Source organism: Microbacterium sp., from assembly GCF_026393345.1.
In the GTDB taxonomy this organism is placed as follows: domain Bacteria; phylum Actinomycetota; class Actinomycetes; order Actinomycetales; family Microbacteriaceae; genus Microbacterium.
This window is the reverse complement of record NZ_JAPLAI010000055.1, coordinates 22,247-47,161: the sequence shown is the minus strand read 5'-3', so window position 1 is coordinate 47,161 and position 24,915 is coordinate 22,247. Positions and strand designations below refer to the sequence as shown.

Genomic DNA, 24,915 nt, shown 5'->3' with positions numbered 1-24,915 from the left:
TGTCGGAATTCAGGCTGAGCGGGTGATTCCGGCGGAATGCGCCGCGTTCCGCGCACCACAGCCTGAATTCCGACACTCCCGCACCTGAGCCGGGCCCGGTTCACAGCTCAGGACCGTTCGCGGTGCCCCCGGGGGCTGCCGGGGCGCCGCCGCACGAATGTCCGGAGTTGTGAACGAGCTGCGGCCGGGACGAGGGTCGACTCAGGCGTCGCGGTCGAAGCCCATTGCGTAGGCGTGGGCAAGCAGGCGGCCGGTCGGGGGCGCGAGCAGGATGCGGAGGAGTCGCTGCCGCGCCGCATCCGCGGTCGGTGCGAGGGGGCGCCCGAGCGCGGTGTTCAGGGTCGCGATGGTGGCCGACGTGCGGGCCGAGGCCACCCGTCGACGCTCCCAGTGATCGAGCGCGTCGGTGGGCGGCTCGCCCTGCCTCAGCCACTGCGTCAGCAGCGGCGCGAGGGTCACGGCGTCGAGGAGGCCCAGGTTCATGCCCTGCCCGCCGATGGGGCTCACCTCGTGCGCTGCGTCGCCGATGACGAAGAGTCGGTCGCGGCGCAGCCGCGGGGCGACCGCCCGCCGCACTCGGAAGCCGGTCGCGGCCGTGACCTGCGCGGCGGCCGCGTCGAGTCCGTGTGCGACGAGCGCGGCCTGCAGCCGCTCCCGCTGGTGGGCGGGGTCGTGATCGTCCGGCACAGGATCCCACGCGACGAAGCGCCGACGGCCGCCGGGCAGCGGGAACGACTCCAGCACGCCGGGCCGGTCGAGATGGACGATTGCGACCGGATGCTTCGCGGTGTCGACGGCGACATCGGTCATGAGGTAGCGATCGGCGTAGGCTCGCACCCGGACCGCGCCCTTTCGGTACGCCAGCTCTCGCCCGGCGGCACCTCCGGCGACGACCACGATGCGGGCACGCACGTCGCCGCCGGTGGTGCGCACCCGCATCCGTCCGCCCTCCGGCTCCACCCGCTGGACCCCGGTGCCGCGGTGGACGCCGGGGCCGCCGATCGCGGCCTCGGTGTCGGCCTGCGCGAGGGTGGCGACGAACGGGAACCGCCGGTCGAGTCGGTCGAACCGCACGGTTCCGAGCAGTCCCGCCCGGGATCGCGCCTCCCCCCGGGAGACGCGCGTGGCCGTCGCGAGCAGCCGGTCCGTGATGCCGGACGGTTCGAGTGCGGCGAGCACCGGCGCGTGCACCCCGATGGCGCGGGTGCCCCCGCCGACGCTGCTGCGGCGTTCCAGCAGGAGCGGATCGACGCCGCGCCGCGTGAGTTCGGCCGCGAGGAGCAGCCCGACCGGACCCGCCCCGACAATGACGACCTCCGCGGTATCCGGCAGGGATGCGGCGGCGCCGGGCCGCACCGGCTCAACCATCGCCCTGGCCCACCGCGAGCAGCCGGAACGGTACCGGGCGCGCGATCTCCCAGGTGCCGGTCGAGGCGAGCGCGGCGCCGAGCTCACCGGCGCGGTAGCTGCGGCGGATCGAGCGCAGCCCGTCCGTGCGCAGGAACGTCCCCGGGGCGAACGGGGTGATCCCGACCGCGTAGAGGCCGTAGGCCCGCACGTCGCGGGCGATGTCGGCGTGCAGCACGGGGCCGCTCGAGAGTCGCAGCGAGTCCGCGGCGAACTGTTCCAGTTCCGCCGGCGTCAGATGATGCAGCACATGGTTCGACACGACGAGGTCGAAGCGTTCGCCGCCCCGCAGCAGTGCGGTGGAGTCCGCCTGCACGAACCTCACCCCGTCACCGGCGCGCCGGCGCGCCACCGGCAGCGCCCGCGGATCCGGGTCGGCGCCCACCCACTCCGCCTCGATCCCATCGGCTCGCGCGAGGGCGGCAAGCCGCGCCAGGAGATCGCCGCCGCCGCATCCGAGGTCGAGCACCCGTGCCGGGTGGCCGAGTCGCTGCAACGCCGGGCGCACCCGGTCGCGGTAGACCGTGCCCCAGCCGGAGATCAGCCGGTTCACGGCGCCGAACCGGCGGAGGGTGCGGGCGAGCCGCACCGGGTCGCAGTCGGGGTCGTCCATGAGCTCCGGCAGCGACCGCTCCCGCTCCCGGAGGTTCATGCACCCTCCGCGGTGCGGCGCCGCAGCCGCGCGGATTCGACGGTAAGCCCGGGGCCGAAGGCGAGCGTGCCGATGCTCGCCCCGTCCGCCAGCTCCGGGTCGTGCAGCAGGTCGCGGAGGATGAACAGCACCGTGGCGCTCGACATGTTTCCGTAGTCGCGGAGCACGCGTCGTGACGGCGTCATCGCGGTCTCGTCGAGGCCGAGACCCGCCGCGACCCGGTCGAGGATGCTGCGGCCGCCGGGGTGCACGGCCCACGCGTCCGCATCCAGGAGATGCCCTGCCGCCGCCCGCACCTCCCGGCCGACGATCCGCGGCACCTCGGCGGTGAGCACCATCCGGAAGCCGTCGTCGCCGACGGTCCACGTCATGTCGTCCTCCCCGTCCGGGACGAGCGCGGTGGCGAAGTCGCCGAGCTCCAGCCGCGCGTGCCCCGGCGTGCCCGCCCGGACAACGGCCGCCGCGGCGCCGTCGGCGAAGACGGATGCGGCGACGATCTGCTGCGGATCATCGGAGGTGTGGATGTGCAGCGAGCACAGTTCCGCGCACACCACCAGGACCACCGCGTCCGGTTGTGCGAGGACGAGCCGGTGCGCGGCGCGGAGGGCGGGGAGCGCGGCCGCGCAGCCGACGAAGCCGTGGTGGTAGCGCTCCACCGTGGTGCGAAGGCCCAAGTCGCGGACGAGGAGGACGTCGGGACCGGGGGCGAACACGCCCGTGCACGAGACCGTGATCACGTGGGTGACCGCATCCGGTGCCACCTCGGCGTCGTGGAGTGCACGCGTCGCCGCCTCGGCGAAAAGCGCCGGGACGAGGCGGCGGTACTCGGCACTGCGGGCAGCGGTCGAGGGCGACAGCAGCGTCCCGTCCGCATCCCGCACCCGCAGCGCCTCGGGCTCGTCGGGATCGACGAGCCCCCGCAGGACGGTGTGGCGGTGGGCGATGTCGGCGGCGTTGAACGCCGCGTGGATGAGCCGCTGGCTCCGGCGGTCGAGGCCGGGCTGTGCGGCAAAGAGGTCCCGGACGTCGTCCTGGCGGAGGCGGGTCGACGGCACGGCGGTGCCGATCGCCACGATGCTGGGCGTGACGGGGGGCGCGATCATGCTTCACCGTACGTCCGCCGCGGGTCTGCGGGGCCGGGCTGGTGGTCCGCGGCGCAGCGCCCTACAGTGTCGCGCTCGCGCCGCGCCGACCCACCCCGCTCACGACGAGCCACCCCTATCCGGACGGTGCGGACAGGGGTGGCTGGGTGAGAAAGGGGTGGGTCAGTCGTCGGTGAGAAGCGTCTCGGCCAGCGGGCGACGGGTCCGCGGAGTGGCCTCGCGCTCGCGGATCTGCTCGCTGGCGCCGGCCGGGTCGCCGAGGTGCCCGACAGCCATCACGGCAAGGGGCTGCAGGCGGGCGTCGAGGCCGAACGACTCGGAGATCTGGTCCCGGTGGAAGCCGCCCATCTGGTGGGTGGCGAGACCACCCGCGTGCGCTTGCACGGTGAAGAACGCCGCGGCCTGGCCGGTGTCGTACACGGCCCACGGCAGCGGCTCGCCGTCCTCGCGGAGGGTGTCGGCGATGAAGACGACGAGGGCGGAGGCGTCGCCGGCCCAGGCCTGGTTGAAGCCCATCAGCGCCTCGAAGACCTTGGCGTGCGTCTCGGTGCCCCGGCGGGCGACGATGAGCCGCCACGGCTGGGTGTTGCTGGCCGAGGGCGCCCAGCGGGCGGCCTCGAGGGCGCTGGCGAACGCCTCCTCATCGAGGGGCGCCGTGGCGTCGAAGATGCGGGTCGACCAGCGCTGGGCGAAGACGTCGAGAACGGGGACGTCGGTCTGGGCAGGGTTCGTGACGACGAAAGACATGGGACTCCAGGTGATGCGAGAGATGTACGAGACACCGTCGGCCCGCCTTCCCTTCCACGGTATCGCGCGCAACGCACAGAAGGATCCGTCCGGCAGAAGGACTGGCGAACTTCACGGGTGCGGACCCGGTGCGTTGCCGCATCCGGTCGCTACGGTGGCTGCATGACGATCGCGACGGCAGACCTCTACGACGACCGCGGCGACGCGCTCGACTCGCTCGCGCTGCAGCTCCACGACATCGGCGGCCGGGTGGCCTTCGACGGTCCGATCCGCACCGTGCGGTGCCACCGCGACAACGCGCTCGTGAAGGCGGTGCTCGCGACGCCCGGCGACGGCGCGGTGCTCGTCGTCGACGGCGCGGGGTCGCTGGAGTCCGCCCTGGTGGGAGATCTCATCGCGGCATCCGCCGTCGACAACGGCTGGGCCGGGATCATCGTGCACGGCGCGATCCGGGACCGCGAGGCGATCGGTCGGCTCCCCCTCGGGGTCAAAGCGCTCGGCTCCAACCCGCGCAAGAGCGCCAAGGACGGTGTCGGCGAGGTCGACGTGCCAGTGCAGATCGCCGGGGTCACCTTCACTCCCGGCCGCCACGTGTGGGCGGATGCGGACGGGATCCTCGTCGAGCGCTGACGCCTACGGCAGCGAGGGCCAGGATGCCGGGCCGGCGGTGCCGGCGGAGTATTCGTCGAGCGGAACATCGCCCCGATGCCACGCGTCCAGCACCGGCTGCACGATGCGCCAGCATTGCTCGGCCGCATCCCCACGTACCGACAGGGCGGCGTCGCCGTCGAGGATGTTGGCGAGCACGTCGGCGTAGGCCCGGAGCGCCCCGGTGCCGAGGGCGGTCGACAGCGTCGCCCGCGACAGCGCGAACGGGTCCTCGGCGCCGTTGACGTTCAGTTCGAGCGACATCTCGTCCGGGCCGAGCGAGAACCGCAGCACCGATCCGAGCGCCTGGCCGCTGAACCCGTCCGGCAGGTGCCGCACCGGACGGAATGTGAGCACGATCTCGTGCGTCGCCGAGCCCACGCCCTTGCCTGACCGCAGCGTGAACGGCACCCCGGTCCAGCGGGCCGTGCGGACGTCGAACGTCACCTCGGCCAGTGTCTCGGTGTGCCGCTCCGGGTCGACCCCCGGCTCGTCCGTGTAGGCGGGCATCTCCTCACCACCGGCGCGACCCTCGGTGTAGCGCGCCCGCCGGGAGGAGTGCACCGGGTTGTCGTCCCAGACGGTCGTGGCACGCAACGCCGCCGAGGTCGCGTCTCGCAGGTCGACCTCGTGCAGGCTCGCGGGCGGCTCCATGGCGACGATCGCCAGCACCTGCAGCAGGTGGCTCTGGATCATGTCGCGGAGGGCCCCGGCCTGGTCGTAGTACCCCGCGCGGTCTTCGAGGCCCAGGGTCTCGTCGTATCGGATGAGGACGGACTCGATGTGTTCGGCGCCCCACACCGGCTCCAGCACCCGGTTCGCGAAGCGCACGCCCAGCAGGTTCAGCACCATCGAACGGCCGAGGAAGTGGTCGACGCGGAAGATCTGGTTCTCCGGCACGAGGTGACGCAGCGTCCGGTTGAGCGCGCGGGCGCTCGCCTCGTCGGCGGCGAACGGCTTCTCCATCGCGAGGATCGTGCCCTCGGGCAGGTCGTCGGGTGACAGTGCCTCGCACGCCGCCTGCGCCACGGCGGGCGGCACGGCGAAGTACAGGATGCTGCGTCCGTCGTGCTCCGCGAGCAACGCCCTCAGCTCGGCGGCCTTGGTGATGTCGAGCTGCCGGTAGACGGCGGCCTTCGCCACCGACAGCGCGTGCTCCGACGCGTCGGAGCCGAACGCCGTGCGGATGCGGGTGCGCCAGGCGGTGTCCGATAGCTCTCCGACGCCCGCGCCCACCAGGTTCAGGTGGCGCTTGGGCTCATCATCGAGCAGCTGCGCGAGGGCGGGCAGGAGCAGGCGGGAGGTGAGATCTCCCGTGGCACCGAGGATGATCAGCGTCGTCGCGTCCGTCACCGTCCTCACGTTAGTGCCCGGCAGGGCAGAATCGAGCCGTGACCGCAGCCATCGAGGACTATGCCATCATCAGCAACTGCCGGACCGCGGCGCTGGTGTCCCGCGACGGCAGCATCGATTGGTTCTGCGCACCGCGCTACGACTCCCCGTCCCTGTTCGGCGCCCTCCTCGGCACCGAGGAGCACGGCTGCTGGCGCCTCGTCCCCACCGATCCGGGGGCCGTCGCCACGCGCCGCTACGACGGCGACACCATGATCCTCGTGACGCGCTGGCAGACCGCATCCGGCGTCGCGGAGGTCTTCGACTTCATGCCCACCGACGGGGATCGGGTCGACATCGCCCGCCGCATCGTGGGGGTCTCGGGCGAGGTGGAGTTCGCCACCGAGCTCCGGATGCGGTTCGACTACGCCCGCGCCATCCCGTGGGTGCGGCAGACCGGCGATGGCGCCACCCCGGCGCTCCAGGCGACCGCGGGGCCGGACACGCTCGTGATCCGCGGCATCGCGCTCGTGTCCAACGATCACGCGCACCGCGGCGTCGTCACGGTGGCCGCCGGTGGCACCGAGGATCTGACGGCGACCTGGTACCGGTCCTACCGCCGCGAACCGCGCCCCCTCGACGTGGCCACCGCGCTCACCGAGACCCGGGACTGGTGGCGACAGTGGGCGACGACGATCGCCTACCAAGGCCCTCACCACGAGCAGGTGACCCGGTCGCTGCTGGTGCTGCGCGCCCTGTCGCACGAAGACACCGGCGGCATCGTGGCGGCCGCGACCACGTCGCTGCCGGAGCAGTTCGGTGGCGCTCGCAACTGGGACTACCGCTACGTCTGGCTGCGCGACGCCGCCCTCACCCTGGAGGCGCTCGTCGACCACGGGTTCCTCTCGGTCGCGGAGCGCTGGCGGATGTGGCTGCTGCGGGCCGTTGCGGGCAAGCCCTCGCAGATGCAGATCATGTACGGGCTCGCCGGGGAACGCGACCTCGCCGAACGCGAGCTCACGAGCCTCCCCGGGTATCAGGGAGCCTCGCCGGTGCGGATCGGCAACGGCGCGGTCGATCAGTACCAGGGCGACGTGATCGGCGAGGTCATGGTGGCGCTGGAGGCCGCCCGCCTCGCCGGTCTCGAAGAGGACGACTTCTCGTGGCCGCTGCAGCGTGCCCTCCTCGATCGCGTCGAGGCCGGCATGGACCAGCCCGACAACGGCATCTGGGAGGTGCGGGGGCCGCGGCGGATGTTCACGCAGTCCCGCGCGATGATGTGGGCCGCGTTCGATCGCGGTGTGCGGGCGGTGGAGCGCTGGGGACTCGACGGCCCGGCGGAGAAATGGCGGACGCTGCGGGCCCGGCTCTCCGCCGAGATCCACGAGCGCGGTGTGCACGCAGAGGGCGGCTACTTCACCCAGCACTATGAGACGGACGAGGTGGACGCGTCGCTGCTGCTGTTGCCGCAGGTGGGATTTTGCGCGCCGGATGACCCGCGGATGGTGGCGACCGTCGCCCGGATCGAGGACACCCTGATGGAGTCGGGCCTCGTCACCCGCTACCGGTCGTCGACCGGGGTCGACGGTCTCGCCGGTGGCGAGAACGCGTTCATCGCCTGCTCGTTCTGGCTGGTGGAGCAGTACGCCAGCATGGGCCGACCCGAGGATGCCGCGCGGCTCATGGCGCTCGCGGGGCGCGCCGCGAACGACGTCGGCCTCATCGCGGAGGAGTACGACCCGGTGTCGGGGCGTCAGGCGGGGAACACCCCGCAGGCGCTGTCCCATCTGGCGCTGGTGCGTGCCGCCGACGCCCTCGCCGGCCACCCCGGCCGCGCCGCCCACCGCCGCTGACACCCCTCGCGGGGATGCCGGGCGACGTCAGGAGCCGCGCGGTGGCTTCAGGCGCCGTGCGGGACTCGTCGCGCGTGCTTCGGGTGGCAGTCGGGGTGGGATCGGCATGCGGGAACCCGCCCGGAGTGCCACGCGAGCACGGGGTGCCACGCGAGCACGGGGTGCCACGCGAGCACGAGGATGCTGCGCGAGCACCGGGACTGAGGCTCGGCGTCAGCCGAAGATCATCGGCATGTCGTCGTCGTCCGGACCCTCGAGGTCCAGGTCGACCACCACCGGCACGTGGTCGCTGGGGATCTCGCCCTTGCGCTCGTCCCGATGGATGGCGGCTCCGGTCACGGCGTCCGTGAACGCGTGCGAGCCGAGCACGAAGTCGATGCGCAGCCCCTGGTTCCGGGGGAAGCGCAGCTGCTTGTAGTCCCAGTACGTGTAGCCGGCCGGGACGAGCGGGCGCACCGCATCCGACAGTCCCGCATCCAGGAGCGCCTGGAACGCGGCGCGCTCCGGCGGCGACACGTGCGTCGAGACGCCCTCGACGAGGGTCGGGTCGCCGTTGTCCTCGTCGGTGGGGGCGATGTTGAAGTCGCCCACCAGTGCGAGGGCGAGATCGGGCTGCGCGGCCAGCGCCGAGCGGGTGTAGTCGGCGAGGGCGCCGAGCCAGTCGAGCTTGTAGACGTAGTGCGGGTCGTCCAGGGATCGGCCGTTCGGCACATACAGGCTCCACACCTTCACGCCGCCGACCGTGGCGCCGAGCGCCCGCGCCTCCTGCGGGGCGGCCGGTCCTTCATGCCCCTTGAGGAATCCCGGCATGCCGGGAAACGCGGTTTCGACGTCCTCGATCGGCTCCCGGCTCGCGAGGGCGACGCCGTTCCACTGATTCAGCCCGTGCGCGACGACGTGGTAGCCGGCGTCTTCGAACGGCCCGTACGGGAACTGCTCCGGCTTGCACTTGATCTCCTGCATGGCGAGCACGTCGACGTTCTCCCGCACGCAGAATTCGACGGTGCGCGCCACCCGGGCGCGAATGGAGTTGACGTTCCAGGTGGCAAGCCGCATGAACCCAGCCTACGAGGTGGCCAGGGCCCGCAGGATGTCCTCCACCCGATCCTTCGCGTCACCGAACAGCATCTGCGCGTTGTCCCGGAAGAACAGCGGATTCTGCACACCGGCGTACCCGGAGGCCATGGAGCGCTTGAAGACGACGACGTTCTCGGCCTCCCACACCCGCAGCACCGGCATCCCCGCGATGGGGCTCCCCGGGTCTTCGGAGGCCGCGGGGTTGACGGTGTCGTTCGCCCCGATCACCAGCACGACGCTGGTCGATGCCAGGTCGTCGTTGATCTCGTCCATCTCCAGCACGATGTCGTAGGGGACCTTCGCCTCGGCCAGCAGCACGTTCATGTGACCGGGCAGGCGCCCGGCCACCGGGTGGATGCCGAACTTCACGTCCACACCACGCGCACGCAGCTGGCTGGCGAGCTCCGCCACCGGGTACTGCGCCTGCGCGACCGCCATGCCGTAGCCGGGGGTGATGACGACGGAGGATGCGGCGGCCAGCAGTTCCGCGACCTGCTCGGCATCCGTCTCCCGGTGTTCACCCTCGGCGTCTGCGCTCGCCGAGGGAGCGGCGATGCCGAAGCCGCCGGCGATCACGGAGAGGAACGACCGGTTCATCGCCTTGCACATGACGAACGACAGGTACGCACCGGACGAGCCGACCAGAGCGCCGGTGACGATCAGCAGGTCGTTGTTCAGCAGGAAGCCCGCGGCAGCCGCCGCCCAGCCGGAGTAGCTGTTGAGCATGGAGACGACCACCGGCATGTCGCCGCCGCCGATCGAGGCGACCAGGTGCCAGCCGAGCGCGAGAGCGAGGAGAGTGACGACGATGAGCAGCCACAGTTCCGGCGTGATGACGTACCAGACGGTCAGCGCGAGGAACAGCACGAGCGCGCCGACGTTCAGGACGTTCTTGCCCGGCAGCATGAGGGGCTTCGAAGAGATCTTGGCCGACAGCTTCAGGTAGGCCACGATCGACCCGGTGAAGGTGACGCCGCCGATGAACACGCCGATGAACACCTCGGCGTGGTGGATGTCGCGAAGAGCGCCGTGGAGGCCCTCCCCGTCGAGCGCGCCGTTCCAGCCGACGAGCACCGCGGCCAGTCCCACGAAGGAGTGGAACAGGGCGATGAGCTCCGGCATCCCGGTCATCTCCACCGATCGCGCCCGCCACAGCCCGATTGCGGCGCCGCCGACGACCGCGACCAGCAGCAGGACGAGACCCACGGTGGCGGATGTGGACCCCCATGCCTGTGTGACGGTCACCCACACGGTCGCGGCGAGCGCGATGGTCATGCCCGTGATGCCGAAACCGACGCCGCGGCGGGCGGTCTCGTGCTTGCTCAGCCCGGCGAGGCTCAGCACGAACAGCAGGGCCGCGACGATGTACGCCGCCCCGGCGACGGCGCCGGACGCGCCGATCAGCGCCGCGCTCATCGGCGACCGTCCTTCTGGAACATGGCGAGCATTCGCCGGGTGACGGCGAAGCCGCCGAAGACGTTGATGGAGGCCAGCAGCACGGCCACGGCGGCGAGGATCTGTACCAGCAGCGACCCCGAGGTGATCTGCACGATCGCACCGACCACGATGATGCCGGAGATCGCGTTCGTGACGCTCATGAGCGGGGTGTGCAGGGCGTGTGCGACGTGTCCGATGACGTAGAAGCCGATGATGACCGAGAGCACCAGCACGAGGAAGTGCTGCGGCAGCGGGGCGGGCGCGACGGCGCACACCGCGAACAGCGCGGCGATGCCGACGGCGGTGAGGCCGAGTTTTGCGCGCGCGGACATCGTCTTTTTCGCGGTCACGGGCGCCGCCTCGACGGGCGTCGCCTGCGGTGCGGCGGAGACCTGCACCGGCGGTGGCGGCCAGGTGATCTCGCCCTCGCGCACCACGGTCACCGAGCGCTGCACGATGTCGTCGAAGTCGAGGGTGAGCACCCCATCCTTCTCCGGGGTGAGGAGCTTCAGCAGGTTCAGCACGTTCGTGCCGTAGAGCTGGGAGGCCTGCGTGGGGAGGCGCCCGGCGAGGTCGGTGTACCCGAGGATGACCACACCGTTGTCTGTGACCACGCGCTCGCCGGCGACGGAGCCCTCGACGTTGCCGCCGTGGGACGCCGCCATATCCACGATGACGCTGCCGGGCTTCATCAGCGCGACGTCCGCGGCGGTCAGCAGCCGCGGCGCGGCGCGACCCGGGATGAGTGCGGTGGTCACGACGATGTCGACGTCCGCGGCCTGCTCGGAGTAGATCTCCGCCGCGCGCCGGTCGTATGCCTCGCTCGTGGCCTTGGCGTAGCCGTCGGCGGACTCCATCTGCTCGTCTACCTCGACGGCGAGGTACTCGCCGCCGATCGAACGCACCTGGTCGGCGACCTCGGGGCGCGGGTCGGTGGCGCGCACGATGGCGCCGAGGCTCGAGGCGGCGCCGATCGCGGCGAGGCCGGCCACACCGGCGCCGGCGACGAGCACCTTGGCGGGCGGGATCTTCCCCGCGGCGGTCACCTGGCCGGTGAAGAAACGACCGAACTCGTTCGCCGCCTCGACGACCGCGCGGTAGCCGGAGATGTTGGCCATCGAGCTGAGCACGTCCATCGACTGCGCGCGCGAGATGCGGGGGACCGCATCCATCGCGAGCGCCGTGACACCGCGCGCCGCGAGCGCCTCCAGGAGCTCCGTCCGGAAGGCAGGGCTGAGCAGGCCCACGATCAGCGCGCCGCGACGGAGCCGGGCGATGTCGTCCGGGGTGGGGGCGCTGACGGTGAGGACGACGTCCGCGCCCCAGGCCGCATCCGTGTCCACGATCTCGGCGCCCGCGTCGCGGTAGGCATGGTCGGGGAACGAGGAGGCGGTGCCGGCGCCGGACTCCACCGCGACCTCGTAACCGAGGGCGCGGATCTTCACGATGGTCGCGGGGGTCGCTGCCACACGATTCTCGCCGGGGTGCTCGGCGACGATGCCGATGAGCGTCATACGGGCTCCTGTGCTCGGGGCGTGTCCGGGCGTGCGTCATCGACGCGCCGGATGCGGGTGGCACGAACCTATCCGCACCGAGCGGGGTTATCGGCGGAATTCCGTCCCGGGGGCAGCGAAGTTTCGGCGATTCTTGACTACGTGTGATGTCCGTAGACTCGTGGCGTGAGCACCGCATCCACTCCCGAACTCGAGGCCGACCGCCAGGCCCTCATCGCCCTGATCAAGGACGAGGCCGTGTTCCACGGCGACTTCACGCTCTCCAGTGGCAAGAAGGCGACGTACTACGTCGATATGCGAAAGCTCACGCTGGACCATCGGGCGGCGCCCGCGATCGGTCGCATCATGCTCGATCTGATCCGTGATGTCGACGGCGTCGTGGCCGTCGGTGGCCTCACCCTCGGCGCCGACCCGATCGCCAACGCGGTCATGCACGAGTCGGTGCACGCGGGCACCCCGCTCGACGCGTTCGTCGTGCGCAAGGAGCCCAAGGATCACGGTCGTGGGCGTCAGATCGAGGGAGCGGATGTCGCGGGCAAGCGCGTCGTCGTCGTTGAGGACACCTCCACCACCGGGCAGTCCGCGCTGAAGGCCGTCGAGGCGCTTCGCCGTGAGGGCGCCGAGCCGGTCGCGGTCGCGGTGATCGTCGATCGTCGCACCGGTGCGCAGGCCGCCGTCGAGGCCGAGGGACTGCGGTGGATCGCCGCGATCGACCTCGATGACCTAGGGCTCGCCCCGCAGTAGGGCGTCGTGTCGGTCACGGCCGCTGCCCGTCCGCGGCCTTCGCGACGAGGGGGACGATCCGCGCCGCGCGGGTCTCCGGGCGACGCGCGGTGTCGACGTTCGCGATGCCGACTTTGCGCGCGGAGGGTGGGAACGCATCCCAGGCCGCGCGGGCCACGGGAACCGCATCCAGGGCCGCCGCCAGGTCGCCGGGCTCGCGCAGCGCCTCCGCGTTGTCGAGCACGCTCCACGACCCGTTCGCCTTGGCGGCCTGGATGGCGCGAACACCGGCCTCCTCGAGCAGGCCTGCCTGCTCGAGCTGTGCGACCCGGGCCTTGTTCGTCGCCGCCCAGCCACTTGAGGCACGCCGCGGCGTGAACCACAGTCCGGCGCGCAGCTCGTCGAAGGTGCGCACGGGACCGTCGATCCAGCCGAAGCACAGCGCCTGCAGGATCGCCTCCTCGTAGCCGACGAGGTCGAGCCCCGAGCCTGGCCGTGGTCGCACGAGCCACGCGCCGCGCGACGTCAGATGATGCTCGGCCAGCCAGGCACGCCAGGCGGCCGCGTCCTGCGCCTCGACGCGATCACCGTCGTCGAGGGCTCCCATCACAGTCCCTGGGTCGGATCGGAGTCTGGCAGCTCCGACTCCTGGGGCTCGGAGGCGAGGAGGTCGGCCACCGAGTCGAGCACCTCGTCCGGACGGAACGGGTACCGCTCGATCTCGGCGGGGTCGCTGATGCCCGTCATCACGAGGACGGTGTGCAGGCCCGCCTCGATGCCGGCGACCACATCGGTGTCCATGCGGTCGCCGATCATGCCGGTGTTCTCGGAGTGCGCGCCGATGCGGTTGAGCGCGGAGCGGAACATCATCGGGTTCGGCTTGCCGACGACATACGGCTTCTTGCCCGTTGCGTGGGTGATCATCGCGGCGAACGATCCGGTCGCGGGAACCACGCCGTACGGCGTCGGCCCGGTCGCGTCCGGATTCGTGACGATGAAGCGCGCGCCGTCGTTGATGAAGCGAATCGCCTGCGTGATGGCCTCGAACGAGTACTGCCGGGTCTCTCCCACGACGACGTAGTCCGGCTGCGTCTCGGTCATGATGATCCCCGCCTCGTGGAGCGCGGTGGTCAGCCCCGCCTCGCCGATGACGAACGCCGTCGCCCCCGGCATCTGGGAGGCGAGAAAATCGGCGGTCGCGAGGGCGGAGGTCCAGATGCGCTCCTCCGGCACGTCGAGCCCCGACCGGGCGAGCCGTGCGCTCAGATCGCGCGGCGTGAAGATCGGATTGTTCGTCAGCACGAGGAACGGGGTGCCGTTATCGCGCCACTGCGCGAGGAGTTCCGCGGCCCCCGGGATCGGGCGGTTCTCGTGCACGAGCACGCCGTCCATGTCGGTCAGCCAGCACTCGATGTCGTCGCGCGTGCGCATGGCCTCAGCCTAAGGCTCCGGGGGCGGCCGGGACACGGATGCGGCAGGTCTAGGCTCGACGCGTGAGCCCTCGTGCGGCGGACTGGGATCCGCGCCACCTTCCCGACCTGAGGGGTCGTACCTACCTCGTCACGGGCTCCAACGCGGGCCTGGGGTTCTTCGCGTCCGAGCAGCTCGCCGGGGCCGGCGCGACGGTCGTGATGACGGGCCGGAGCCCGAACCGTCTGGCCGCCGCACGCGCCGCCGTGCTCGGTCGCGCCGCCGAGCACGGGCACGCGATCGGCACCGTCGAGACGCTGCTGCTGGACACGAGCAATCTCGGCTCGGTGCGGGCAGCCGCCGCGACCGCCCGCCAGCGCGGCCGGATCGACGGGCTGCTCCTGAACGCGGGCATCGTGCACGCGCCCAAGCAGCGGGAGACGACGCGCGACGGCAACGAACTCGTCTTCGCCACGAACGTGCTCGGGCACTTCGCGCTGGCGGGTGCGCTGCTGACGGCACTCGCCGCGGCCCGGGGCCGGATGGTGTGGCTCGGCAGCATGTCGACGTCGATGTGGGCGAAGGACCCGGTCGATCCGCAGCTGACTACCGGTTACACCGCGTGGCGGGCGTATGTGCAGTCCAAGATCGCGACGACCGCCGTGGGTCTGGAGGCCGACCGTCGCCTGCGCGCCGCGGGCGTGCCGGTCAAGAGCGTGATCGCCCACCCCGGGTATTCCCCGAGTGGCCGGACCCCCGGCATCCATGGCGTGAACGAGCCGAGCCGGCTGGGACGGTTCGCCGACAACCTGCAGGCGCCCGTGACGCAGTCGAAGGAGCACGGCGCCTGGTCGCTGGTGCGCGCGCTCGCCGACGTGTCCGTCGAGGGCGGCGAGATGTGGGGGCCGCAGCGGATCGTGCACGGGTCCCCGCACCGGGCGACGCCGTCGCGCATCACCCGCGATCCCGCGGTGGGCGAGCGGCTGTGGGTGGTGTGCGAGAACACCACCCGGATGCGGTGGCCGTTCGAGGCCGCGCGCCGCTGAGCCCGTGCCGCCCGAAGCTCACGACAGTGCCCCGCGCGAAGCCGCCGGATGCCGCCGGAGCGATGATCAGGCCGGGTCGAGGCCGCGCGCGATCGTCGCGCCCGCGGACAGCCAGGCGCGCTGCGTGGCCGGGCGCAGATTGTCGAACCGCAGCGCCCCGCCGATCATCGCCGGGTCGTACGGGATGGTGGCCACATCGCGGGCGAGCCCGCCGAAGCCGTCCACCACGCGACGCACCTCATCGGTCGACGCGGCGGGGTCGGCCTGGCTGACGATCGTCACCGCGCCGTGCGCGAGGGCCGCAGTGCGCTCGTCGCGCTTCGCGAGCGCCTCGAGCAACAGCGCCCCGGCCTCGGCGTGCTCGCCGCGGGTGGTGGTGGCGACGACGAGCTGGTCGGTGTGGTCGATCATCCGCAGCCACATCGGGTCGGACTCGTCGTTACCGGAATCCATGATGATGAGGCGGTAGTACTTCGCGGCCACGGCATGGATGCGTGACACATCCTCGGAGTCCATCCGCTGTTCCTCCGCCAGCGCGATGGGCTTCGAGCGGAGCACGTCGAACCGGTCGCGGGCCTGGTGGTGCACGAACCGGGCGAGGTCGGCCGACTGCGCCTCCGACGTCAGCAGCCGCGCGGTCTCGGGCAACAGATCGTGCAGGGTCGCGTCGTGCTCGGACCTCTCGGTGCGCCATCCCAGCGTGCCGCGGGTCTGGTTGTTGTCCCAGGCCAGGACCCCGGCACCGCCGCGGCGCGCGAAGACGGCGGCCAGCAGGATCGCGGTCGGTGTTTTGCCCGACCCGCCCTTGCCGTTCACGACGGCGATGGTGCGCGGCTCCGACCAGAGCCGGGAGACTGCAGCGATGTCCTCCCGCTCGCGGCGCTCTGCGCTGTTCGGCGGGACCCGCAGTCCGATGGCCACGAGACCGCGACGCCACCCCTGGGTGGCGGGCTCTTCCGCCCGCTCGGGTACGAGGAAGGACGGGCGCGCGCCGTGGCGCGTGGCATGGCGCGACGACACCGGGGTGTCCGCGTCGGCCGGGAGTCCGGCGTCGGCGGGCACCTCGGATGCGGATGCGGGCACCGGGGCCTCCGCAGGGACCGGAAGGCGCGTCGGGATGTCGCGGGTGTCGGCGTCGAGTTCGGTCGGCGCAGGAGTAGCCGCGTCGCGGGCGGCCGGTGCCGCGGGCTCGGAGATCACGGGGCGGGGTGCCCGGTCGACGATGACGGTGGCCTCGACCGCGTCCGCATCCGCATCCGCCTCGTCCGCGTCCGCGTCCGGATCCGCCTCGTCCGAGGTGACCGGCTGCGGCGCACTCTCGATGACCGGCGCCGCTCGCGGTGCCCACGCGGATTCCGGTGCCGCGGACGCCGGCGCCGAGGCGGTGCCGGCGGGTGCCCACTGGGCGGCGGCCTCGGCGATGGCGGGGTCTTCGGGGGTGGGGTCCGCGGTGACGGTCGAGGACGTGAACGCCGTGTCGGCCGCGGGCGGAGAGGGCGTGGGTGCCCACTGGTTCGCCGCCTCGGCGATGGCGTCGATGTCGTCCCCGGCGCCCTCGGCGTGGTCGTCCGCGGGCTCCGGTGCGTCGCCGTTGTCCGGGGCGTCGTCGTCCGCCCCCGGAACGTCGGCGTCTTCGACCGGAACCGGCGCATCGGCCGCCGATGCGGGGTCGTCGACCGGATCCGCATCCCTGCGTGCGCGGCCCTCGTCGGATTCCACCGCGCCGTCGGGGTGGACGAGCAGCGGCCAGGTTCCGTCGGGCTCGTGCACGACGAGCGGGACGGGATGCCCGACGAGCTGCGCGATGGCGGCGGCGCGTTCCACGATCTCCCGCCGTGCGTCCTCCGCAGCCGAGGTGGCGATCTCCTGCGGGGTCTCATCGACCGTCAGGACCGCCGACCCGTCGGGGTGGATCACGGCGTGCAGGCCGCTCGCGCCGTCATCGTTCATCGTGATGTGTCTCCTCCGGAGTGGCCGGTCGTCGGTCCACGGTATCCGGCCCGGCTGCGCAGCACATCCCCGCGATCACGCGGAAAGCCAGACCGCGGCGGCGGCGTGGGCGGGGAGCGCGACGGTTTTCTCACCGAAGCGGAGCGTGCCCGCATCCGTCACCCGCGCCTCCCGGCCGACGTCCACACCGAGCTGTTCGAGTTCGCGCAGCAGGTCCGGATCCCGGTCGCTCACCCGCAGGATGCGCCCCGCGTGGCCGGCTGCCGCGTCGCAGAGACGCACGAACGGTGCCCGCTCGGTGGTCCCGTCGGCGAGCGGAATGGCGTCGCCGTGCGGGTCGAAGCGGGGGTGCCCCAGCCGCTCGTCGATCCGCGCGAGAAGTCGGTCGCTCAGGGCGTGTTCGAGCACCTCGGCCTCGTCGTGCACCTCATCCCAGGTGTAGCCGTACTCCTGCACCAGCCACGTCTCGATGAGTCGGTGCCGACGCACGATGGCTGCGGCGCGGCGGTGGCCGTCGGCCGTGAGCGAGATCGGACCGTAGCGCCGGTGGTTCACGAGTCCCTGCGCCGCGAGCTTCTGCACCATCTCGGTGACGCTCGACGGCGCCAGCCCGAGCTCGGTGGCCAGCTGGGAGGGCGTGATCCGCTCGTCCTGCCACTCGGTGTGGTGGTAGATCGACTTCAGGTAGTCGTCGACGACGGCGGAGGTGGGCACCGAATCAGGCTACCCGCCGGTGATGAGCAGCCACAGGAGCACGGCGTTGAGGGAGATCAGCAGCACGGATGCGGTCACCCCGGCTGCCGTCGTGAGCCACCGGTTGCGGAAGGTGCCGAGCACGTCGCGCCGCGCCGTCAGCCGGACCAGGGGGATGAGGGCGAACGGGATGCCGAACGACAACACGACCTGGCTGAGCACGAGCGCCCACGTCGGATCGATCCCGACGGCCAGCACGATGAGCGCCGGGATGAGGGTGACCAGGCGCCGTGCCAGCATCGGCACGCGGATGTGCAGCAGCCCCGCCATGATCTCCGACCCGGCGTACGCGCCAACGGCGGTCGAGGCCAGGCCGCTGGCGAGCAGCCCCACGGCGAACATGGTGGCGATGACGGGGCCGAGGCCCGCGCGGAGCGCGGCGTGCGCGCCCTCGAGGGTGTTGGTGCCCGGCACGCCGGCGAGGCTGGATGCGGCCAGCAGCAGCATCGCGAGGTTCACGGTTCCCGCCACCGCCATGGCGACCGTGACGTCCCAGCGCGTCGCGCGCAGCAGCATCCGGATGCGGCCCTCGCCGAAGCGATCCTCGCGCGAGGGGGCATTCGTCGCGGATTCCGTGGCCCTCGAGTCCACCCCTGCCCACTCGCGCAGGGGCGCGGGGTGGAAGCGGTCGCGGGCGAGCGCCGAGTGGGCGTAGATGGCGTGCGGCATGATCGTCGCGCCGAGGATGGAGGCGGCCAGCAGCACTGATCCCGTGCCCTCGAAGCGCGGCACCAGGCCCGCGGCGACGCCCGCCGGATCGGGCGGGGAGACGACGACCCCGGCGCAGAAACCGATGGCGATCACCAGCAGCATCCCCATGACGACGATCTCGAACGCTCGCGCCCCCCGCCGCGCCTGATAGACCAGCAGCAGGATCGACACCGCACCCGTGATGAGACCGCCCGCCAGCAGCGGCAGGCCGAACAGCAGGTGCAGGGCGACGGCGCCGCCGATGACCTCGGCGATGTCCGTGGCCATGGCGACGAGCTCGGCCTGCAGCCAGTACGCGCGCCGCGCCCACCGGTTCGGCATGTTCTCGCCCACGAGCTGCGGCAGGCTCCGGCCGGTGACGATGCCGAGCTTCGCGGAGAGGTACTGCACGAGCCACGCCATGAGGTTGCCGACCACGACGACCCACACCAGCCGGTAGCCGAAGACCGCGCCCGCGGTCATGTTGCTCGCGACGTTGCCGGGGTCGAGGTAGGCGACACCGGCAACCAGCGCCGGTCCCAGCAGCCACACCAGCCGGTTCGCGCGCGCGGGGGCGACGAGTGGCTCCCGCACGGCAGTTTTCGGCATACCGAAAACATAGCGAGCAGAGGGGGCCGGGGGGAACCCCCTACGGCGATGCGCTGTCGGAATTCAGGCTGAGCGCCCCGGATCAGCCCCACAGCGGCCGGCCATCACGGCTCAGCCTGAATTCCGACGGGGGACCCCGGCGTTCCACGCGGCCGACGGAACGGCCGGGGCGGGCGGGTAGCCTGACCGGGTGAGTGACGGCAGCGATCGGGCGGGGGATGCGGCCGGAGACACCCCGGCGGATGCGGTGCTCGACCCGGCTGCGGACACCGCACCCGAGCACGGGGTGGGCCCGTGGGAGGGGCCGTGGCCGACCGAGCCGCACTTCGACCCCGAGCTCCTGGCCGAGGGCGACCGCCGCAATGTGATCGACCGGTACCGCTACTGGCGGATGGATGCGATCGTCGCCGACCTGGATGTTCGCCGGCACGGGTTCCACGTCGCGATCGAGAACTGGCAGCACGACATGAACATCGGTTCGATCGTGCGGAGCGCGAATGCCTTCCTCGCCGAGAGCGTGCACATCATCGGCCGGCGCCGGTGGAATCGCCGTGGCGCCATGGTGACCGACCGCTATCAGCACGTCATGCACCACGAGGACGTCGCGGCCTTCACCGCCTGGGCGGCCGCCGAGCACCTCGCCGTGATCGCGGTCGACAACGTCGCGGGATCGGTCCCGGTCGACCGTGCCGAGCTGCCGGAGCGCTGCGTGCTGCTGTTCGGTCAGGAGGGCCCGGGGCTCTCCGCGGAGGCGCTCGCCGCCGCATCCGGGCACGTCGAGATCACCCAGTACGGCTCGACCCGGTCGATCAACGCGGCCGCGGCGGCCGCCGTCGTCATGTACGAGTGGTGCCGCCGCTGGGCGTGAGCGCGCTCAGCCGCCGACGGTGAGCCACCGCGCACCGCGCACCCGCGCCGCCAGCGTGATCAGCCGGGCGAGCATGTACACGCCGAAGAACGCCACCGCCAGCCACGCGAGCCCCGCCGCACCGGTCGTGCCCAGCCACGCGATCACGAGCAGCACCGGGACGAACGGGACGAGGTTCAGCACACCGACCAGCGCCAGATAGCGCCCGTCGCCCGCGCCGATCAGCACGCCGTCGAGCACGAACACCACGCCGCACACCGGCTGCGCCACCGCGAGCACGATCAGCGCGGGCTGGACGAGCGCCGCGATCGCCGGGTCGCTGGTGAACAGCAGCCCGATCACGCCCGAGAGCGCGCCGATGATGAGGCCGACGACCACCCCGAACCACACGCCCCACGCGATCGTGCGGCCGAGGACTCGCCGGACGAACCCCTCGTCGCCCGCGCCGAGTCCCCGCCCGATGAGCGCCTGCGCGGCGATCGCCAGCGCGTCCAGCGCGAACGCCGCGGTGGTGAAGATCGTGAACGCCACCTGCCAGCCGGCCAGCTCGTCGGTGCCGAGGGTCGTCGCCACGAACACCGTGGCGAGCAGTGCGGCGCGCAGCGACACGGTGCGCAGGAACATCCAGCCGCCGGCACGGGCGCTCGCCGTCACGCTGTCGGCGCGGGGGCGGAGGGATGCGGAATGGCGCCGTGCGAGCCGGCCCACCACGACCGCGTACGCCGCCACCATCGCCCACTGCGCGACCACGGTTCCGGCGGCGGACCCCGCGACGCCCCACCCGACGCCATAGATGAAGAACGCGTTCAACGCCGCATTGGCGGTAAATCCCGCTCCCGCGATCCACAGTGGCGTGACGGTGTCCTGCATCCCGCGGAGTAGTCCGGTGGCGGCGAAGACGATCAGCATCGCCGGCAACCCCCACATCGAGATGCCGAGATACGACTCCGCCTGCGCCGACACTGCCGCATCCGCGCCGAGCAGCGACACCAGCCACGGGGTGGCGAGCGAGCCGATGGTCGCCAGGACGAACCCGAGCCCGAGCGCCAGCCACATGCCGTCGATGCCGGCCGAGACCGCGCTGCCATGGTTGCCGGCACCGAACCGGCGGGCCACGGCGGGGGTCGTGGAGTAGGCGAGGAACACCATGAGTCCGACGATGGTCTGCAGCACCGCGGAGGCGATGCCGAGCGCCGCGAGGGGCACGACACCGAGGTGGCCGACGAGGGCCGCGTCGACGATGAGGAACAGCGGCTCGGCGACGAGCGCCCCGAGCGCCGGGACGGCCAGCGCGAGGATCTCCCGGTTGAGGGTCATCCCGCGCGCTGCCATGCACACGACCTTAGGGCGCCCCGGCGACACCCCGGCCCCGCTGGGTTTCGTCCCGCGGCGCTCGCTCAGGCGTGCAGCGGCACCTCGGCGGCGGTCGCGGTGCCCGCCGTCTTTCCGGGCGCGCTCTGGAAGCTCCAGTAGAGGTTCGTGTGCGCGATGACATCGGGCACCGGCGGCGCACCCCAGGCGGTCTTATCGCCGGCGGTGTGCGCATCGCTGACCAGCACCGTGTCGTAGCCACGGGCGAAGGCGCCGTGGATCGTCGACCGGATGCAGGCGTCGGTCTCGGCCCCCGCGACCACCAGGCGGTCGACGGCCAGCCGGGCGAGAACCTCCTCGAGGTCCGTCCCCTCGAACGCGTCGCCGTGGCGCTTGTGTACGCGGTCCTCCTCGTCCGCCGGCTCGAGCTCGGCGACGATCTCCCAGTCCGCCGTGCCGGCCGCGAGCTCCTCGTCCTCGTGCTGCACCCACACCACCGGCACCCGCTCCCGGCGGGCACGGTCGACGAGTTCTGCGATGCGAGCGACCACCCCGTCGCGGTCGTGGGCCTCGGCCACCACGCCGGTCTGCACATCCACGACGAGCAGTGCGGTCTCGGACCGGCCGTCCAGTGTCGACATGCTGTCCTCCTCGAAGGGTCAACGGATGACCGGCACGCTACGCCGGTGCACCGACATCCGCAGCCGCATCCCGCCCCCGCATTCCGCACCGTCGGTCCGAGCACAGGAACGGCGTCATATCCTGGACCCCATGACCGCTTCCCCCCGTCCCTCCGGTCTCGCGCTCGACGAGCTGAGCACCACCATCCGCCCCCAGGACGACCTCTTCCGTTACGTCAACGGCAGCTGGATCGAGCGCACCGAGATCCCCGACGACAAGGCGCGGTGGGGGTCCTTCCACGTGCTCGCCGAGCAGGCCGAGAAGCACGTGCAGCAGATCGTCGAGGAGTCCCAGGCGGCCGATCCGGGCACCGAGACCCGCAAGATCGGCGACCTGTTCGCGAGCTTCATGGACACCGAGCGCATCGCCGCGCTGGGTGCCGCACCGCTCGAACCGCAGCTCGCCCGGGTCGACGAGATCGACTCGATCCCGGCGCTCCTGCGCACCGTCGGCGAGCTCGAACGCGACGGCGTCGGCGGCATCATCGACCTCTACGTCGAGCCCGACCCCGGCAACCCGCAGCGGTATGTGCCGTTCCTCATCCAGTCCGGCCTCACCCTGCCCGACGAGTCGTACTACCGACTCGAGTCCTTCCAGGAGACCCGCGTCGCCTACCGCACGCACATCGAGCGCATCCTCGGCCTCGCCGGGGTGGCCGACCCGGCTGCCGCAGCCGACCGCATCGTCGCGCTCGAGACGGAGCTGGCCACCCACCACTGGGACAACGTGCGCAGTCGCGACGCGGTCGCCACCTACAACCTGACCACCTGGGACGAGGTGGTCGCCCAGACCGGCGTCGACCTGCAGCCGTGGCTCGACGGCGTCGCACCGCAGCATCCGGACGCCTTCGCCGAGGTTGTCGTGTCGCAGCCGAGCTTCCTCACCGGGCTCGGCGTCGTGCTCACCGAGGAGCGACTGGACGACTGGAAGGCGTGGCTGCGCTTCAAGATCGTGCACGCCGCCGCCGCGTTCCTGCCCGACGAGTTCGTCGCCGAGAACTTCTCGTTCTACGGCACCCAGCTCACCGGCGTGCCGGTCAACCGCGAACGGTGGAAGCGGGGCGTCAGCCTCGTTGAGGCCGCGCTCGGCGAGGCCATCGGCAAGGTGTACGTCGAGCGTCACTTCCCGGCCAAGGCCAAGGAGGAGATGGACGACCTGGTCGCGCATGTCATCGAGGCGTACCGGCAGTCGATCTCCGCGCTGGAGTGGATGAGCCCCGAGACCCGGGAGCGTGCGCTCGCGAAGCTCGACGCCTTCACGCCCAAGATCGGGTACCCGGTGAAATGGCGCGAGTACGACGGTCTCGAGATCGACGCGACCGACCTCGTCGGCAACGTCCGCCGTGCCCACGTGCACGAGCACGACCGCCAGCTCGGCAAGGTCGGCCAGCCCATCGACCGCGACGAGTGGTACATGACGCCGCAGACCGTCAACGCGTACTACAACCCGCTGATGAACGAGATCGTGTTCCCCGCGGCGATCCTGCAGTACCCGTTCTTCGACGCGGACCGGGACGCGGCGGCGAATTACGGCGGCATCGGCGCCGTGATCGGCCATGAGATCGGCCACGGCTTCGACGACCAGGGCAGCCGCTTCGACGGCGACGGGTCGCTCCGGGACTGGTGGACGGATGCGGACCGCGAGGCGTTCGAAGAGCGCACGAAGAACCTCATCGCGCAGTACGACACCCTCGTGCCGCTGGGCCTCCCGCCGGAGAACCACGTCAACGGCGCCCTCACCATCGGCGAGAACATCGGCGACCTGGGCGGGCTCGGCATCGCGCTCAAGGCATACCTGCTCTCGCTCGACGGCGCCGAGGACCCCGTGATCGACGGCCTCACCGGTGTGCAGCGGTTGCTGCTGAGCTGGGCGCAGGTGTGGCAGCAGAAGGGCCGCGACGCCGAGACCATTCGCCTCCTCACGATCGACCCGCACTCGCCGAATGAGTTCCGCTGCAATCAGATCGTGCGCAACATCGACGCGTTCTACGAGGCGTTCGATGTGACCGAAGGCGACGCCCTGTGGCTCGCGCCGGAGGCACGCGTCACCATCTGGTAACCCCGTCGTGATGCGGACGGCGTAACGTCGCCGCCGCACCCTCCATCCACTTCCACCGGAAGGATTCGCCGTGGCCACGCCATCCGAGCCCACGCGGGGGGCGGATGCTGCTGTCCGGCGTCGTGCGGGCGGGACCCGGCAGACACGCCGTGCGGCGCCCTCGCGGCGGTCTTTCACCTCGACGCTGAAGACGCTGGACGCGCTCGCCGCCTCTGGCGCGCAGGTGTCCGTTCGGGTCGACGACCTGGATCTCGGCACCGAGGTGCTCGCCGGGGACGACTTCACCAGCGTCCCGATCGCCGGGCTCGGGGTGGTGCCGCTGCTGATCGAGGTGGCGGCACAGTTCGAGGCCGGCACGCTGAACCCGCTGGAGATCGTGGAACGCAGCGCCCTGGAGCCGGTCACGGTGTCGGGTCTGTGGCGGCACCTGGCGGCGCCCGCACTGCCGCTGCGGGACCTGGCCGTGCTGGCGGCGGCCGCCGGCGACGCGCTTGCCACCAACGCGCTGCTCGCCCGGGTGGGACTGCCGGCGGTCCGCGCCCGGATCGGCGCACTCGGCCTCAGCCGCTCGGCCATGATGGACAGTTTCCGCGACCTTCGCGGCCCGGACGACGCCCCGCACGTCGCGGTGGGCTCGGCGCGGGAGTATGCGCGCCTGTTCGCCGCGCTGGTCAACGCGGATGCGGTGAGCGCCGGCGTCAGTGCGCAGGTCGCGGAGTGGCTCAGCCTCGGTCAGGACCTGTCGCTCGTCGCCGCCGCCACCGGGCTCGACCCGTTCGGGCACGACGACGATGAGCACGGTCTGCTGTTCGTGAACAAGACCGGCCGGGCGCGCGGCATCCGTGCCGAGGCGGGCGTCCTCGCCGGCCCCCGTGCGGGTGTCTCGTACGCCCTCCTCGTGGGATTCGACGACCTCTCGATCGCGCACCGGCTGCGCGCGCACGACGCCTTCCGGGTGCTCGGCGTCGAACTCATGGAGTACGTGTTCTGAGCCGCATCCGGGCCATCGCCTGCACAGCGACCGCGTGTCGCACCGTGACGGCGGG

22 protein-coding genes are annotated in these 24,915 nt (G+C 71.9%); 7 read left to right on the top strand and 15 right to left on the bottom strand.

Features of this window, described 5'->3' with window-relative positions; all coding sequences use genetic code 11:
- Positions 1–201: 201 nt before the first annotated feature.
- From NT132_RS11030 to NT132_RS11015, 4 genes are all read right to left on the bottom strand, one after another.
- The gene (locus tag NT132_RS11030) at positions 202–1,368 is read right to left on the bottom strand and encodes an NAD(P)/FAD-dependent oxidoreductase (RefSeq protein WP_297788588.1); all 1,167 of its coding nucleotides are present in this window, start codon (positions 1,366–1,368) and stop codon (positions 202–204) included.
- Positions 1,361–2,059 carry a methyltransferase domain-containing protein gene (locus NT132_RS11025; protein WP_297788585.1) on the bottom strand — a complete coding sequence of 233 codons (699 nt, stop codon included), beginning with the start codon at positions 2,057–2,059 and terminating at the stop codon, positions 1,361–1,363. Before NT132_RS11025 ends, NT132_RS11030 begins: the two co-directional genes overlap by 8 nt.
- Positions 2,056–3,162, bottom strand: a complete 1,107-nt coding sequence (locus tag NT132_RS11020; protein ID WP_297788582.1) for a 3-oxoacyl-[acyl-carrier-protein] synthase III C-terminal domain-containing protein — start codon at positions 3,160–3,162, stop codon at positions 2,056–2,058. Before NT132_RS11020 ends, NT132_RS11025 begins: the two co-directional genes overlap by 4 nt.
- A 162-nt stretch (positions 3,163–3,324) precedes the next feature.
- Positions 3,325–3,909: a nitroreductase family protein gene (locus NT132_RS11015; protein ID WP_297788579.1), complete on the bottom strand. Its 585-nt coding sequence runs from the start codon at positions 3,907–3,909 to the stop codon at positions 3,325–3,327.
- A 162-nt stretch (positions 3,910–4,071) separates the two neighbouring features.
- Here NT132_RS11015 and rraA point away from each other — a divergent pair, with 162 nt between their 5' ends.
- Positions 4,072–4,539: a ribonuclease E activity regulator RraA gene (rraA, locus tag NT132_RS11010; RefSeq protein ID WP_297788576.1), complete on the top strand. Its 468-nt coding sequence runs from the start codon at positions 4,072–4,074 to the stop codon at positions 4,537–4,539.
- 3 nt (positions 4,540–4,542) lie between these two features.
- On the opposite strand, the gene NT132_RS11005 is transcribed toward rraA, so the two are convergent.
- The gene (locus tag NT132_RS11005) at positions 4,543–5,910 is read right to left on the bottom strand and encodes a glucose-6-phosphate dehydrogenase (RefSeq protein WP_297788574.1); all 1,368 of its coding nucleotides are present in this window, start codon (positions 5,908–5,910) and stop codon (positions 4,543–4,545) included.
- 38 nt (positions 5,911–5,948) lie between these two features.
- Here NT132_RS11005 and NT132_RS11000 point away from each other — a divergent pair, with 38 nt between their 5' ends.
- Positions 5,949–7,742: a glycoside hydrolase family 15 protein gene (locus tag NT132_RS11000; RefSeq protein ID WP_297788571.1), complete on the top strand. Its 1,794-nt coding sequence runs from the start codon at positions 5,949–5,951 to the stop codon at positions 7,740–7,742.
- Positions 7,743–7,955: 213 nt separating this feature from the next.
- Here the strand turns inward: NT132_RS11000 and NT132_RS10995 are convergent, their stop codons facing one another.
- Genes NT132_RS10995 through NT132_RS10985 form a run of 3 tightly spaced genes read right to left on the bottom strand, consistent with a single transcriptional unit; the run spans position 7,956 to position 11,770 of the window.
- On the bottom strand, positions 7,956–8,798 hold the full coding sequence (locus tag NT132_RS10995) for an exodeoxyribonuclease III (RefSeq protein ID WP_297788568.1): 843 nt from the start codon (positions 8,796–8,798) through the stop codon (positions 7,956–7,958).
- Between the two features lie 9 nt (positions 8,799–8,807).
- A complete protein-coding gene (gene pntB / locus NT132_RS10990; protein ID WP_297788565.1) occupies positions 8,808–10,235 on the bottom strand; it encodes a Re/Si-specific NAD(P)(+) transhydrogenase subunit beta in 1,428 nt (475 codons plus the stop codon).
- On the bottom strand, positions 10,232–11,770 hold the full coding sequence (locus tag NT132_RS10985) for a Re/Si-specific NAD(P)(+) transhydrogenase subunit alpha (protein ID WP_297788562.1): 1,539 nt from the start codon (positions 11,768–11,770) through the stop codon (positions 10,232–10,234). Before NT132_RS10985 ends, pntB begins: the two co-directional genes overlap by 4 nt.
- A 165-nt stretch (positions 11,771–11,935) precedes the next feature.
- On the opposite strand from NT132_RS10985, the gene pyrE reads away from it, so the two are divergent.
- Positions 11,936–12,514, top strand: coding sequence for an orotate phosphoribosyltransferase (pyrE, locus tag NT132_RS10980; RefSeq protein ID WP_297788560.1), 579 nt, complete (start codon positions 11,936–11,938; stop codon positions 12,512–12,514).
- 13 nt (positions 12,515–12,527) lie between these two features.
- Here the strand turns inward: pyrE and NT132_RS10975 are convergent, their stop codons facing one another.
- Together NT132_RS10975 and NT132_RS10970 are read right to left on the bottom strand one after the other, a co-directional pair.
- On the bottom strand, positions 12,528–13,100 hold the full coding sequence (locus tag NT132_RS10975; RefSeq protein ID WP_297788557.1) for a YdeI family protein: 573 nt from the start codon (positions 13,098–13,100) through the stop codon (positions 12,528–12,530).
- Entirely contained in the window at positions 13,100–13,924 is an 825-nt protein-coding gene (locus NT132_RS10970) for an HAD-IIA family hydrolase (RefSeq protein ID WP_297788554.1), read from the bottom strand. The genes NT132_RS10975 and NT132_RS10970 overlap by 1 nt, the downstream gene beginning before the upstream one ends.
- 62 nt (positions 13,925–13,986) lie before the next feature.
- Between NT132_RS10970 and NT132_RS10965 the strand changes: the two genes are divergently transcribed.
- Entirely contained in the window at positions 13,987–14,949 is a 963-nt protein-coding gene (locus tag NT132_RS10965; protein WP_297788552.1) for an SDR family NAD(P)-dependent oxidoreductase, read from the top strand.
- 66 nt (positions 14,950–15,015) lie between these two features.
- On the opposite strand, the gene NT132_RS10960 is transcribed toward NT132_RS10965, so the two are convergent.
- The 3 genes from NT132_RS10960 to NT132_RS10950 all read right to left on the bottom strand — a co-directional run bounded on the left by NT132_RS10960 (position 15,016) and on the right by NT132_RS10950 (position 18,951).
- Positions 15,016–16,899, bottom strand: a complete 1,884-nt coding sequence (locus NT132_RS10960; RefSeq protein ID WP_297788549.1) for an AAA family ATPase — start codon at positions 16,897–16,899, stop codon at positions 15,016–15,018.
- A 75-nt stretch (positions 16,900–16,974) separates the two neighbouring features.
- The gene (locus tag NT132_RS10955; protein WP_297788546.1) at positions 16,975–17,613 is read right to left on the bottom strand and encodes a metal-dependent transcriptional regulator; all 639 of its coding nucleotides are present in this window, start codon (positions 17,611–17,613) and stop codon (positions 16,975–16,977) included.
- Positions 17,614–17,622: 9 nt separating this feature from the next.
- Positions 17,623–18,951 (bottom strand): Nramp family divalent metal transporter, encoded by a 1,329-nt coding sequence (locus tag NT132_RS10950; protein WP_297788543.1) that lies wholly within the window; start codon positions 18,949–18,951, stop codon positions 17,623–17,625.
- 247 nt (positions 18,952–19,198) lie between these two features.
- Here NT132_RS10950 and NT132_RS10945 point away from each other — a divergent pair, with 247 nt between their 5' ends.
- Complete coding sequence (locus tag NT132_RS10945) at positions 19,199–19,819, top strand: TrmH family RNA methyltransferase (RefSeq protein ID WP_297788670.1); 621 nt, start codon at positions 19,199–19,201, stop codon at positions 19,817–19,819.
- Positions 19,820–19,825: 6 nt separating this feature from the next.
- Here NT132_RS10945 and NT132_RS10940 read toward each other — a convergent pair whose 3' ends face one another.
- Positions 19,826–21,151 carry an MATE family efflux transporter gene (locus NT132_RS10940; RefSeq protein ID WP_297788541.1) on the bottom strand — a complete coding sequence of 442 codons (1,326 nt, stop codon included), beginning with the start codon at positions 21,149–21,151 and terminating at the stop codon, positions 19,826–19,828.
- A 65-nt stretch (positions 21,152–21,216) separates the two neighbouring features.
- Positions 21,217–21,771: an isochorismatase family protein gene (locus NT132_RS10935; protein WP_297788538.1), complete on the bottom strand. Its 555-nt coding sequence runs from the start codon at positions 21,769–21,771 to the stop codon at positions 21,217–21,219.
- Between the two features lie 130 nt (positions 21,772–21,901).
- Here NT132_RS10935 and NT132_RS10930 point away from each other — a divergent pair, with 130 nt between their 5' ends.
- Both NT132_RS10930 and NT132_RS10925 read left to right on the top strand, forming a co-directional pair.
- Positions 21,902–23,869 carry a M13-type metalloendopeptidase gene (locus NT132_RS10930; RefSeq protein WP_297788535.1) on the top strand — a complete coding sequence of 656 codons (1,968 nt, stop codon included), beginning with the start codon at positions 21,902–21,904 and terminating at the stop codon, positions 23,867–23,869.
- Positions 23,870–23,939: 70 nt separating this feature from the next.
- The gene (locus NT132_RS10925) at positions 23,940–24,860 is read left to right on the top strand and encodes a serine hydrolase (protein ID WP_297788533.1); all 921 of its coding nucleotides are present in this window, start codon (positions 23,940–23,942) and stop codon (positions 24,858–24,860) included.
- The last annotated feature ends 55 nt before the right edge of the window (positions 24,861–24,915 follow it).

What these genes read in the sequence shown, in the direction of transcription:
- NT132_RS10975 (WP_297788557.1), bottom strand. Translation starts at nt 13,100, where the DNA reads ATGGGAGCCCTCGACGACGGTGATCGCGTCGAGGCGCAGGACGCGGCC.
- NT132_RS10940 (WP_297788541.1), bottom strand. Translation starts at nt 21,151, where the DNA reads ATGGCAGCGCGCGGGATGACCCTCAACCGGGAGATCCTCGCGCTGGCC.
- NT132_RS10960 (WP_297788549.1), bottom strand. Translation starts at nt 16,899, where the DNA reads ATGAACGATGACGGCGCGAGCGGCCTGCACGCCGTGATCCACCCCGAC.
- pntB (WP_297788565.1), bottom strand. Translation starts at nt 10,235, where the DNA reads ATGAGCGCGGCGCTGATCGGCGCGTCCGGCGCCGTCGCCGGGGCGGCG.
- NT132_RS10950 (WP_297788543.1), bottom strand. Translation starts at nt 18,951, where the DNA reads ATGCCGAAAACTGCCGTGCGGGAGCCACTCGTCGCCCCCGCGCGCGCG.
- NT132_RS11020 (WP_297788582.1), bottom strand. Translation starts at nt 3,162, where the DNA reads ATGATCGCGCCCCCCGTCACGCCCAGCATCGTGGCGATCGGCACCGCC.
- NT132_RS10935 (WP_297788538.1), bottom strand. Translation starts at nt 21,771, where the DNA reads ATGTCGACACTGGACGGCCGGTCCGAGACCGCACTGCTCGTCGTGGAT.
- NT132_RS10985 (WP_297788562.1), bottom strand. Translation starts at nt 11,770, where the DNA reads ATGACGCTCATCGGCATCGTCGCCGAGCACCCCGGCGAGAATCGTGTG.
- NT132_RS10970 (WP_297788554.1), bottom strand. Translation starts at nt 13,924, where the DNA reads ATGCGCACGCGCGACGACATCGAGTGCTGGCTGACCGACATGGACGGC.
- NT132_RS11015 (WP_297788579.1), bottom strand. Translation starts at nt 3,909, where the DNA reads ATGTCTTTCGTCGTCACGAACCCTGCCCAGACCGACGTCCCCGTTCTC.
- NT132_RS11030 (WP_297788588.1), bottom strand. Translation starts at nt 1,368, where the DNA reads ATGGTTGAGCCGGTGCGGCCCGGCGCCGCCGCATCCCTGCCGGATACC.
- NT132_RS10995 (WP_297788568.1), bottom strand. Translation starts at nt 8,798, where the DNA reads ATGCGGCTTGCCACCTGGAACGTCAACTCCATTCGCGCCCGGGTGGCG.
- NT132_RS11025 (WP_297788585.1), bottom strand. Translation starts at nt 2,059, where the DNA reads ATGAACCTCCGGGAGCGGGAGCGGTCGCTGCCGGAGCTCATGGACGAC.
- NT132_RS10930 (WP_297788535.1), top strand. Translation starts at nt 21,902, where the DNA reads ATGACCGCTTCCCCCCGTCCCTCCGGTCTCGCGCTCGACGAGCTGAGC.
- rraA (WP_297788576.1), top strand. Translation starts at nt 4,072, where the DNA reads ATGACGATCGCGACGGCAGACCTCTACGACGACCGCGGCGACGCGCTC.